Origin of the sequence: Allomuricauda sp. d1, from assembly GCF_039592695.1 — a bacterium.
Lineage (GTDB): Bacteria > Bacteroidota > Bacteroidia > Flavobacteriales > Flavobacteriaceae > Flagellimonas_A.
On record NZ_JBBUTK010000003.1, the window covers coordinates 378713 to 390706 of the forward strand.

Sequence of the window (11994 nt, forward strand, 5' to 3'; positions counted from 1 at the left end):
TAAAAAAATTATGCATGCATAGTATTTTTTCCGCAATTATGAAACTATCTAATTGATATATTAACAAAAAAACCGCTTCAAAAAGCGGTTTTTCAAGTTTTTCTATAATAAACTTTGTTACTCAACGGTAACCGATTTGGCGAGATTACGCGGTTGATCCACATTACAGCCTCGCATGACCGCAATATGATATGACAACAACTGCAATGGTATCGTGGTAAGCAGTGGCGAAAGGCCCTCAGAGGTTTCAGGTACTTCAATGACGTGATCGGCCAATTCTTTGACCGTTTTATCGCCCTCGGTGACCACAGCTATGATTTTTCCGCTTCTTGATTTTATCTCTTGTATGTTGCTGACCACTTTTTCATAATGGCCCTTTCGTGTGGCAATGACCACAACGGGCATTTGTTCGTCAATCAAAGCGATAGGGCCATGCTTCATTTCTGCAGCTGGATAACCCTCGGCATGAATGTAACTGATTTCTTTCAATTTAAGGGCCCCTTCCAAAGCAACCGGAAAATTGTATCCCCTTCCCAAATAAAGACAATTGGAGGCATCTTTGTATACATCGGCAATCTCTTCAACCAATTCATTGGCGAGCAAGGCAGCTTCGACTTTTTGGGGTATGCCCTCTAGTTCAGCAAGTATTTCATGGAACCTTGATTCTGAAAATGTTCCTTTTTCTTTGGCAAGCTTAGTGGCTATCAAGGTCAAAACCGTAATCTGTGTCGTAAATGCTTTGGTAGAGGCCACACCAATCTCTGGACCAGCATGGGTGTAGGCACCTGCATGGGTCTCTCTTGAAATGGAAGAACCCACCACATTGCAAACTCCAAATACAAAAGCACCTTTTTCTTTGGCCAATTTAATGGCTGCCAACGTATCAGCGGTCTCACCAGATTGCGATATGGCAATCACCACATCTTTATCAGTGATGACAGGATTTCTATATCGGAACTCAGAAGCATATTCGACCTCAACGGGAATTCGCGCCATATCCTCAAAAATATATTCAGCCACCAAGCCAGCATGCCATGAAGTACCGCAAGCAACAATAATAATTCTGTTGGCATTCATGAATTTTTCAATGTTCTGGTCAATACCGGCCATTCTGATGATGCCCTGATCGGCCAAAAGACGGCCACGAAACGTATCGTGAATGGCTCTTGGCTGCTCATAGATTTCCTTCAACATGAAATGGTCATAGCCGCCCTTCTCAATTTCCTCAAGGTTCAATTGAAGCTCAAGAATATTAGGATAAGCGATCGAATCGTCTTTGATTTTTCGCATTTTTATCTCCTTGCCGATTCGAACAATCGCCATTTCTTCATCCTCCAAATACACAGCGTTATTGGTGTATTCTATAAATGGAGAGGCATCAGACGCAATAAAATATTCATTCTCGCCAATACCGATGGCCAAAGGGCTACCCAGTTTGGCCACTACGATTTCATCAGGTTTGTTCTTGTCAAAGACAGCGATGGCATAGGCTCCGATGACTTGCGTAAGCGCAATTTGTACAGCTTGGCCCAGCTTAACCCCTTCTTTCTTCTTTACTTCTTCAATCAAATTCACCAACACCTCGGTATCAGTGTCGGACTCAAAAGTGTAGCCTCTTTTTGTCAGGGCCTTTTTGATGGATTCATAATTTTCAATGATTCCGTTGTGGATGATGACCAGATTACCAGAATTTGAATAGTGTGGATGCGAGTTGATATCATTGGGCACACCATGTGTTGCCCATCTTGTGTGACCAAGCCCTAATTTACCATTAGTGGATATTTCCTTTTTTGTTTTCTTCTTTAAATCATCAACCTTCCCCTTGGTTTTGGAAAGGCTCAGGTTTTCGCCATCAAACAGTACAACACCTGCGCTGTCATACCCACGATATTCCAGTCGTTGAAGTCCCTTGATAATGATAGGGTAAGCATCCCTATGGCCAATATATCCTACAATACCACACATAATCTGTTGATTTTCTGACTTTTTAAAGTATCAAATTTAAAACTTGTAGCTGGGAAACTTTACAAATACTAGTTCTAGAACGTAAAAATACCACCAGTGGTATGAGATTCACTCAGAAAAGAATCAATTCGCCTCAGTGTAAAATAGTTGCAACTGTAGCTTTTTGTCTTCGGATACTGAATCGGCACTACCAAACAATACCGTGCCCAATGGCGTAATGGTCGACATCGTGGGCACATCAATACCATTCGATTCAATCATTGCCTCTCTTACCGAGACATCTAAAATATTGGATGAAAGAGCCAATCTTAATCGGGCATTGGCAGAATCACGAACTATAATATTGTTGATGTGTTCGGTGATACGTACCGTGTACTGTATGCCCCTATCATTTTCTTCTTGCAACACCCCATCATAATTGGGAAATACAGAAAGCAGACTACCCCCAGTAGGGTCAGGTTCTGTAAATGCATTGTAGAGTGGTGCATTTGTTTCGGCATTGAAAAGGTACAGCCGAAGGGGCTCAACCACATCACCGCCTGAATTATCCAAAGTTGCCCGATCGACAAAGAAAACGAGGTTGGCCTCATTGATAATCCAATTATTGGCCTTGATTTCATTGATGATGTCTTGTCCGCCATCCTCATCAAAAAGCGCTACGTCGGCGACGATTCCTGAGCCGCCTCGCAAGTATATTCGAGAGGCATTTTCACCGGTATCAAGCTCATTTAAAATTTCGGGCGGTAAATCTTCACCTACTAAAGTATTGACGGCATTTCCTGTAATTAGCCCATTATTGCTCAATATGAAATTTAATGTAAAGTCTCTTTCGGTCTGTTCAACGAAGTCATCATCGGTATTGTCAGTTGTACCGTTGTTGTTGTAATCATCATACTCGTATGTCACGGTGATATTGGCCTGAGAAAGATCAAAGAGCATCATGATATCAAAATCGCCAATAGTCTCTGTCGAAATATGCACGCCTCTTAGAAAATCACTGAAGTTTGCTTGGCTCAACAGTTCTGAGCTTCCTTCTTTATCCAAAAGATTCTCTTGAAAAAATTGCGCATCAAGCGGAACCCTGATGCCCGGACTCAATCTTTCTTCTACCGTGGTTGATTCATCTTCTTCTGTATCGGGGTCGTCTTCCTCAAAAAAAAGAATTTCTTCATTGCTAATCTGAACATCACCTTCAAAGAGCAGATCCGAAGTAAAGGTCGGCGAAAATTCTTGGGTTGAAAAATACTCTTGGGCTTCCTCAAAATTGGAATCGGGATCTAAATCCCTAAGAAAAAAAGTAGATCGTTCAACCTTCAACCGAAAAGGTTCTGTGCGATCACCATAAATACTATCCAAATCAACTCTTCTAGGAAAACTATTACGAACGGTATCGTCATCATCCGCATCGCCGATGCCATCGCCATCGGTATCTGGATCTAATGGGTTTGTACCATTGGCGGTCTCTGTAGCATCTGAAACACCATCATTGTCTGAATCGCTATTGGGATCAGTATCATCATCATCAAGTGTTGTATCAACCCCATCCCTATCCCTGTCCTGTATATTGGCTGGAGGACGCTGATAGGGCAAATATAGAAACACCTCTTTTACCGTTTCGTTCTCGGGTATTGTTGAAATACTTTCATCAGAATCAGCTTGGTCTTCAATAGCTTGGGAGAACTCTCCAAAGGTATTGACCACACTACCTGTCTGACTTACAGGAAGTCTCAACTGAGTAGTGATACTTGCCTTCACCTTTCCATAAACGGGGTCATCGAAAGTACCCAATTGGTATAAGGGCAACCTATTGGTCTGCACCGCGGTCAACTGTTTGTTGAATGCAAAAACATCGTATGTGGCAGAACCAGTGGTAAAGGGCTCGTCACCGATTACACCTTCGCCCAGTGTGCTTAGTTCTTCTTCTTCACAAGAAGTCATCACCATTAAAATTCCGGCCGAGGCCAGAATCATCATCCTCCTAAAAAAATACATTGGAATTATTTTAAAACCTCGTTTTGATAGAAATTAGAGTAGGCCTCTTCGGTTTCTTGAAGTGATACATACGATAGAACGGGTTTGTTCAAGCCATCTATATGCTTTTTCAAGTCGTCACTGACCTCTTCGGTGGCTAAAATAACCGCATCAGAATGATCGACGGCAACCTTTAACAAATTATTATAGTCAGGATTGGCAAGCGTTTCTATCGCACTTTCATCAATGCCGTCAAAGGCAATTTTTTTGATGAGGTCGTTGTTCAAGTTACCCTCAAAATCACGCCCGTAAACAGAGGTCACTACTTTGCTGTCGGCAAAGATGGGTTCGTCGGCGTAGTACCTTCTCAAATAAAGGGGCACCAATGAGGCCATCCATCCATGGACATGAATGATATCTGGAGACCAGTTCAATTTTTTGACCGTTTCTACAACGCCCTTGGCGAAGAAAATGGCACGTTCGTCATTGTCGGGAAACAGATTGCCCTCTTTATCTGTAAAAGTGCCCTTGCGTTTAAAGTACTCTTCGTTATCAATAAAATATACCTGAATACGTTCTCTGGGTATCGAGGCCACTTTTATAATGAGCGGCATATCCATATCATTGATGACAAGGTTCATGCCCGATAGCCGAATTACCTCATGCAATTGGTGTCTACGCTCGTTGATGTTGCCATATCGCGGCATAAAAATCCTGATTTGGCCACCGTTACTATTGACCATTCTAGGGGCTTCGTATGACATTAAGGAGACTGGATTCTCGGGAAGGTATGGCACTAATTCAGAAGATACGAACAATATCTTTTTTCCATTCATAGACGCATTCTTTAGCTTGTCTGAAAAACGTAGCTGCAAAAGTACAAAATTTATGGCATTCATAGTATTTACACTATTTTTGCGAGCTTTTAATCTTTAACCATGCTGGTTACTTCGCGCAAAACCGAATTGCAGTCCATTCTTCACGATGCGAGAAACAAAAACCATACCATCGGCTTGGTACCGACCATGGGGGCATTACACAGTGGACATTTAACATTGGTAAAAAGAGCGGTTTCTGAGAACGATGTGGTAGTGGTCAGCATATTTATCAATCCCACCCAGTTCGATAATCAAGAGGATTTGGAAAAATATCCCCGTGATTTTGATGGGGATGCTGCACTCTTGAAAAGCATTTCAGAGCATATCATCATCTTTGCACCGACCAAGGAAGAAATCTACAATGGTGACGTAAAATCTGATACCTATCATTTTGATGGGTTGGAAAAGGTGATGGAAGGCACTTTTAGAAAAGGCCATTTTGAGGGCGTGGCCACCATCGTTGAACTCCTGTTCAAAGCAGTCGCACCTGATAGGGCCTATTTTGGTGAAAAAGATTTTCAACAATTGCAAATCATCAAAAAATTGGTGGCTTCGAAGAACATTCCTTTAGAAATCGTTCCCTGCCCCATCGAAAGGGAAGAAAATGGGCTCGCCATGAGCTCCCGCAATGAAAGACTGCCAAAAAGTACCCGTGAACAGGCTGGTTTTATCTATCATGCCCTAAAAACTGCCAAAAATAAATTTGGCACAGAAAGTGCTAATGATATTGCGGTTTGGGTCGAGAATGTTTTTGACAAGAACAAGCTGTTTGAGCTGGAATATTTTGAAATAGCAGATGTGCATACCTTGACCCCAATCACAAAAAGAAAAAAGAACCAAAAATATAGGGCCTTCATTGCCGTTTATGCCGATGACATTCGATTGATCGACAATATCGCCCTGAATTGAATAATTTTGCCCCATGCAAGTAGAAGTTGTAAAGTCTAAAATACACCGCGTAAAAGTGACGGGCGCCGACCTGAACTATATCGGTAGCATCACCATCGATGAAGATTTGATGGATGCCGCCAACATTATCCGTGGTGAAAAAGTGCAGATTGTCAACAACAACAATGGTGAACGCCTCGAAACCTATGCCATACCGGGCCCACGAGGCTCTGGTGAACTTACACTGAACGGTGCCGCGGCACGAAAAGTTTCCGTAGGCGATGTACTCATCCTTATTTGTTATGCTTGGATGAGTGTAGATGAGGCCAAAAACTTTAATCCCTCATTGGTCTTTCCGAATGAAGCCACCAATCTGTTAAATTGATTTGGGGGCCTCGCTAAAAAAAACACTCAAGCTTATAGTGCCCATCACATTGGGCCTTTTTTTAGTGTGGTATTCATACCAATCGACCACTCCAGAAGAATGGAAACAGATACTGCGCTACATCTCAAATGCGAGTCCGTTTTGGGTGGGTCTTTCAGTGATCATTGGCATTTTGAGCCACATTTCAAGGGCCATTCGATGGAACTATATGCTCAAACCCTTGGGCTATCAGCCCAAACTCATCAACAACATCTTGATTATCCTGGCTGCCTATTTTACCAATTTGGGCATTCCCCGTTCGGGTGAAATTTTACGGGCCACAGCACTCAGCACCTATGAAAATGTACCTTTTGAAAAGGGGTTTGGCACCATTGTCACCGAAAGGGTCATCGATCTGATCATGTTATTGCTGATCATTTTGGTGGCTTTGGCACTTCAAACGGACATTATCATTGAGTTTTTAAACCAAAAAGGCGTCAACTTGGTGTTGGCAGTGGCGGTGCTCGCGGTAGGCATTATTGGTCTCATGGTCTTTTTATCTCTCATAAGAAAGGCAAAATCAGGCTTTGCCCTAAAGTTGAAGAATTTTCTAAAAGGATTGTTGGATGGGGTCACCAGTATCTCACGAATGAAGAACAAATGGGCTTTTGTGTTTCACACTTTTTTTATCTGGGGCTGTTATATACTGATGTTCTGGGTGGTCAAGTTTACGGTGCCAGAGACCATTGGGCTTGGATTTGGTGAACTGTTGGTCGCCTTTGTGGGCGGCGCCTTTGCCATGTCGACCACCAATGGGGGCATTGGGCTGTACCCCATCGCCGTCAGCGCCTCGCTAACACTTTTTGGTATTTCATCGGTTTCGGGCGATGCTTTCGGGTGGATTATGTGGATTGCCCAGACCTTGATGGTTGTGGTCTTTGGGGCAATATCTTTTGTGTTGTTGCCGTTATTGAACAGGGGTAAATAGTCCTCTTTTCAAAACCGTACCGATGACCAAAAAACTACTTTTTATTTTCTTGGTGGTTGCTTTTGCCAGCAACGCCCAAGTCAAGAAAGAAATCTTTGAATCTTTCAAATTGCAGGAACGTAGGGATGTTTCCTATTACTTTCCTGAGGATTATTCGGAGGAAAAGAAATATCCATTGATTGTGGTGTTGGATGCCGACTACCTGTTCGACCTTGTCGTCGCCAATGTCAAATTTTATAGCGGCAACAACAGAATGCCACAATCCATCATCGTGGGCATTCACCAAAGCGAGGATGACATTCGGTGGGAAGATTGTGACTTTGAGCAGACCACGGGGCTACCCACAGAAAAAGGAAAGCTGTTCTATGAATTTTTGGGCACCGAAATCATTCCCTATCTGGAAACGAGCTATAACATCGCGCCCTTTAAAATGTTCATCGGCTATGATATCACCGCCAACTTTGGCAACTATTTTTTGTTCAAGGATAAATCACTGTTCAATGCCTATCTGGCGATTTCTCCTGTATTGGCAACAGAGATGGAAAGCCGCATTCCGGCACGCTTATCAGATTTGAATCAAGAAATCTTCTACAATGTGGTCTTGGAAAAAGAAAAGACCGAAGACCGCCAGCGTATACTGCAATTGAACAACGCATTGAAATCCATCACCAAAGAGAACATCCATTATTATTTTGACGAATACGAAGAACCCGACCATCTTTCTATTGCAGCTTATGGCATCAGCAAGGCCTTCGATAAAATCTTTATGCCCTTCAGACCCATCAGTCCAAAAGAGTACAAAAAAGAAATATTGACCTCTGACGAGCCTGCCATCAATTATCTTGAAAATCGCTATTCGATGATTGAAAAGCTCTTGGGCATCAAAAAAGAGGTGGAGCTCAATGATGTCATGGCCATCTACGCCGCCAGTTTGAAAAAAGACGATTATGATTCGTTGAAAGCATTGTCTGAAATCTGCAAAAAAACCTTCCCGAAAACGATGCTCGGTTTCTATTTTGAGGGGGAATACCTTGAACTGCTCGGAGAGCCCAAAAAGGCCATGAAAGCCTTTGAAAAAGCCTTTTTGATGGAAGAAATCGATTTCTTGACCAAAGATATGGCTTTGGAAAAAATTGATGCATTGAAGGCTGATTTTGGGTATTAATCTGTTTCGGGTTTCGAGTTTTGTTCTAAGTTTAGAGGTTTAAGAGTTCAAATGATATTCCCATTTTGCTAAGCTTAAACTTATAAACATCTAAACTAAATTTCTACACCCCTGTAGAACCCGTCCATTACAAACTTCTCATTACCTTTATCAACAAACGGGAATCACTCAAAAATGCCCAAAACCAAAACCGCCTTTTTCTGCCAAAACTGTGGCACCCAATACGCCAAATGGGTGGGGCAATGCACTTCGTGCAAACAGTGGAACACTGTTGTGGAAGAGATCGTTCAAAAAGAGGATAAAAGTTCATGGCGGTCGAACGGACAAGCTGCCAAAAAAGTGGCCAAGCCATTGCCCATCAACGAAATTTCGAGTGACCAAGAAATCCGCATTAATACCCAAGACCAAGAATTTAATCGCGTACTCGGTGGTGGACTCGTACCCGGCTCGTTGACCTTGCTGGGCGGTGAGCCCGGTATCGGAAAGAGTACGCTCTTGTTGCAGATTGCGTTGAAGCTTCCCATAAAGACACTCTACGTTTCGGGCGAGGAAAGCCAAAAACAGATCAAGATGAGGGCCGACCGCTTATATCCAAACAGCGAAAATTGCTATATACTCACGGAAACCAAGACCCAACATATTTTTCAGCAAATTTCGACCCTTGAACCCAATTTGGTGGTCATTGACTCCATTCAAACCTTGCATTCCGATTATATCGATTCGGCAGCGGGAAGCATTTCACAGATTCGGGAATGCACAGCCGAGCTCATCAAATTCGCCAAAGAAAGCAACACCCCCGTAATTCTGGTTGGGCACATCACCAAAGACGGCATGATTGCGGGACCCAAAATTTTGGAGCACATGGTCGATACCGTGCTGCAGTTTGAGGGCGACCGCAACTATGTCTACCGAATCCTGCGCTCGCTCAAAAACCGATTTGGCTCCACCGCAGAGCTGGGCATCTACGAAATGCAGGGCAGTGGTATGCGAGAGGTGAACAATCCGTCAGAAGTGCTCATTTCAAAAAACGACACAGCTTTGAGCGGTACCGCCATTGCGGCCACTGTTGAGGGCATGCGGCCCCTGCTCATAGAAATTCAGGCTTTGGTCAGTACAGCGGTATATGGTACCCCACAACGTTCGGCCACCGGGTTCAATGCCAAACGATTGAACATGCTTCTGGCAGTTCTTGAAAAACGAGCAGGTTTCAAACTCGCGGCCAAAGATGTTTTTTTGAACATTACCGGTGGTATCTCAGTTGATGACCCGGCGATTGACCTGGCTGTTATTGTAGCCATTCTTTCAAGTAATGCCGATATTCCTGTGGAGAAAGGAGTTTGTTTTGCCGCCGAGATTGGTTTAGCAGGTGAAATCCGCCCCGTACAAAGAGTGGACCAACGTATTCTGGAAGCTGAAAAATTGGGTTTCTCGACCATTTTTGTTTCCAAGAGCAATAAAATCGGACTTAAAAATCCGAAAGTCGAAGTGCAATTGGTCTCCAAAATTGAGGATGTGGTCGAGCGGTTGTTCGGGTAAACACTTTTCAAGTGTATCCGTATATTTAATCATGCGAAAGTTCTCTTTATTATTGTCAGTACTGGCAATAGCGTCCTGTTCGGATGAAAGTTCAAAAACCGTGGATTCAAATCCGAATTTCACCTCTTGGCAACATTATCTTGGCGACCCCGCACGCACCCATTTTTCAAATCTGGCACAGATTGGCACTACCAATGTATCTCAGTTAAAACTGGCGTGGACTTACAACAGCGGTGGGCTGGAGGAAGGCCGCATGACCCAGATTCAGACCAATCCGTTGATTATCGGCAATACATTTTATGGGGTAAATCCAGCCATTGAATTGTTCGCCCTAAATGCCAAAACAGGGGAAGAACTTTGGAAATTTATTCCGGGTGAAAAAGACAATACTGGTTTGGGTCTCAATCGTGGATTAAGTTACTGGGAGTCGCAAACTGAAGCGGAGGAAAGCCGTTTGTTTTTAGCTTCCGGATTTCGATTATATGCCGTGTCAACCGAAACAGGCAAACCCATTTCAAATTTTGGAGAGAATGGAAGCATAGATTTACGTGATGGCCTGGGTCGTGATAAGGAAAAAATGGCTGTTTACGCCAATACCCCAGGTGCCATTTTTGAGGATTTAATAATTATGGGGACACGAGTTGGCGAAGGCCCTGGGTCTTCCCCAGGGCATATTCGGGCGTACAATGTAACCACAGGTAAAATCGAGTGGACGTTCCATACCATTCCGCAACCGGGAACGTTTGGCTATGGTACATGGCCCAAAAATGCTTATAAAACCGTTGGTGGAGCCAATAGCTGGTCGGGCAATGCAGTGGATTTGGAACGGGGAATTGTTTATTTTCCCACCGGGTCGGCGGCCTTTGACTGGTATGGGGGTGACCGTCATGGCAAAAATCTCTTTGCCAACTGCCTACTGGCTCTTGATGCAAAAACCGGCGAACGGCTTTGGCACTTTCAGATGGTACACCACGATCTCTGGGATCGTGATTTGCCCGCCCCGCCCAACCTCTTTGATATGCAGCGTGACGGAAAAACCATCCCCGCAGTGGCGCAGGTCACCAAAAGCGGCCATATTTTTGTGTTCAATCGGGTAACGGGCGAACCGTTGTTCCCGATTGAGGAAAAAGCATATCCTTCCTCAAAATTAAGGGGAGAGCAAGCCTATAAAACCCAGCCCTTGCCCACCAAGCCCGAACCATTCGCCAAACAAAAACTCACCGAAAAAGATTTATACGCCCCCGACCAACCTGCCTTTGTCGATGACTTTGTGGACAAGGACCAGAATATCAATCCGCCCACAGTGCTTGAAAAATTCCGTGGCATCACTTCCGAAGGTCAGTTTGTGCCCATTGATACCACAGGGGTCATGCTGTATCCTGGTGCGGATGGTGGCGCTGAATGGGGCGGGGCGGCCGTTGACCCGAGAAATGGGGTGATGTATGTGAACTCCAACGAAATGGCATGGATTGTTCGTATGAAAGAAGTATCGGAAAATGACACTGAAAATTCCCATCCAGGGGAAGCATTGACACAAATCCATTGTGCTCGATGTCACGGGGGAGAATTGCAGGGCTTAGCGGGTATTCCTGAATTACAAACCGTGAAAAATCGAATCGGACTGGATTCGGTTTCTTCCATTATTAAAAATGGAAAGGGTGCCATGCCCGGCATGCCCAATCTTTCCGATTCAGAAATAGATGCCATTGCCCATTTTATTTCTGATATGGAACTGGACACCGACCATCGGGCCGAGAAAACTTCGGTGGATGTGCCTTATGCCGTAGTAGGTTTTGGCCGGTTCAAAGATGACAGAGGTTTCCCGATCATGAAACCGCCATGGGGCACTTTAAATGCTTTGGATTTGAACTCGGGTGAATATTTGTGGCAAATTCCCTTTGGAGAAGAACCTAATTTTGACGACTCAGACTACCCCGTTTCAGGTACCGAAAACTATGGCGGCCCTGTGATTACTGCTGGTGGAGTTTTGTTTATCGCTGCAACAAAAGATGAAAAAATCCGTGCGTTTCACATGAAAACAGGCGAACTCTTATGGGAAGATGATCTGCCCGCTGGCGGCTATGCCACTCCCGCCACGTATGAAGTCGATGGGAAACAACTATTGGTCATCGCCTGCGGTGGGGGTAAAATGGGCACGGATTCTGGGGATGAGTATCGGGCGTATTCGCTTAAGAAATAGTAGTTAAATCCCCTCTTGGGAGGGGACACCCGATGAAAT

The 11994-nt window shown here is 44.1% G+C and carries 9 protein-coding genes; 6 read left to right on the top strand and 3 right to left on the bottom strand.

From position 1 onward, the window contains the following. Positions 1-117: 117 nt before the first annotated feature. The 3 genes from glmS to AAAH86_RS13480 all read right to left on the bottom strand — a co-directional run bounded on the left by glmS (position 118) and on the right by AAAH86_RS13480 (position 4772). On the bottom strand, positions 118-1965 hold the full coding sequence (gene glmS / locus AAAH86_RS13470) for a glutamine--fructose-6-phosphate transaminase (isomerizing) (protein WP_343488169.1): 1848 nt from the start codon (positions 1963-1965) through the stop codon (positions 118-120). Positions 1966-2088: 123 nt separating this feature from the next. Next, a complete protein-coding gene (locus AAAH86_RS13475) occupies positions 2089-3957 on the bottom strand; it encodes a DUF4270 domain-containing protein (protein ID WP_343488170.1) in 1869 nt (622 codons plus the stop codon). Positions 3958-3962: 5 nt separating this feature from the next. Next, the gene (locus tag AAAH86_RS13480) at positions 3963-4772 is read right to left on the bottom strand and encodes a glycogen/starch synthase (protein WP_343488171.1); all 810 of its coding nucleotides are present in this window, start codon (positions 4770-4772) and stop codon (positions 3963-3965) included. 102 nt (positions 4773-4874) lie between these two features. On the opposite strand from AAAH86_RS13480, the gene panC reads away from it, so the two are divergent. From panC to AAAH86_RS13510, 6 genes are all read left to right on the top strand, one after another. Continuing rightward, a complete protein-coding gene (panC, locus tag AAAH86_RS13485) occupies positions 4875-5723 on the top strand; it encodes a pantoate--beta-alanine ligase (RefSeq protein WP_343488172.1) in 849 nt (282 codons plus the stop codon). Positions 5724-5736: 13 nt separating this feature from the next. Further along, on the top strand, positions 5737-6087 hold the full coding sequence (panD, locus tag AAAH86_RS13490) for an aspartate 1-decarboxylase (RefSeq protein ID WP_343488173.1): 351 nt from the start codon (positions 5737-5739) through the stop codon (positions 6085-6087). 1 nt (position 6088) lies between these two features. Further along, entirely contained in the window at positions 6089-7054 is a 966-nt protein-coding gene (locus tag AAAH86_RS13495; protein ID WP_343488174.1) for a lysylphosphatidylglycerol synthase transmembrane domain-containing protein, read from the top strand. 22 nt (positions 7055-7076) lie between these two features. After that, positions 7077-8219 carry an alpha/beta hydrolase-fold protein gene (locus tag AAAH86_RS13500; protein ID WP_343488175.1) on the top strand — a complete coding sequence of 381 codons (1143 nt, stop codon included), beginning with the start codon at positions 7077-7079 and terminating at the stop codon, positions 8217-8219. A gap of 174 nt (positions 8220-8393) precedes the next feature. Continuing rightward, positions 8394-9755, top strand: coding sequence for a DNA repair protein RadA (gene radA, locus AAAH86_RS13505; RefSeq protein ID WP_343488176.1), 1362 nt, complete (start codon positions 8394-8396; stop codon positions 9753-9755). Between the two features lie 31 nt (positions 9756-9786). Continuing rightward, a complete protein-coding gene (locus AAAH86_RS13510; RefSeq protein WP_343488177.1) occupies positions 9787-11955 on the top strand; it encodes a pyrroloquinoline quinone-dependent dehydrogenase in 2169 nt (722 codons plus the stop codon). Positions 11956-11994 lie beyond the last annotated feature (39 nt).

Excerpts from the sequence above, each read along its gene's own strand:
- AAAH86_RS13500 (WP_343488175.1), top strand. The coding sequence starts at position 7,077 with ATGACCAAAAAACTACTTTTTATTTTCTTGGTGGTTGCTTTTGCCAGC.
- AAAH86_RS13510 (WP_343488177.1), top strand. The coding sequence starts at position 9,787 with ATGCGAAAGTTCTCTTTATTATTGTCAGTACTGGCAATAGCGTCCTGT.
- panC (WP_343488172.1), top strand. The coding sequence starts at position 4,875 with ATGCTGGTTACTTCGCGCAAAACCGAATTGCAGTCCATTCTTCACGAT.
- AAAH86_RS13480 (WP_343488171.1), bottom strand. The coding sequence starts at position 4,772 with ATGAATGGAAAAAAGATATTGTTCGTATCTTCTGAATTAGTGCCATAC.
- panD (WP_343488173.1), top strand. The coding sequence starts at position 5,737 with ATGCAAGTAGAAGTTGTAAAGTCTAAAATACACCGCGTAAAAGTGACG.
- AAAH86_RS13475 (WP_343488170.1), bottom strand. The coding sequence starts at position 3,957 with ATGTATTTTTTTAGGAGGATGATGATTCTGGCCTCGGCCGGAATTTTA.
- glmS (WP_343488169.1), bottom strand. The coding sequence starts at position 1,965 with ATGTGTGGTATTGTAGGATATATTGGCCATAGGGATGCTTACCCTATC.
- radA (WP_343488176.1), top strand. The coding sequence starts at position 8,394 with ATGCCCAAAACCAAAACCGCCTTTTTCTGCCAAAACTGTGGCACCCAA.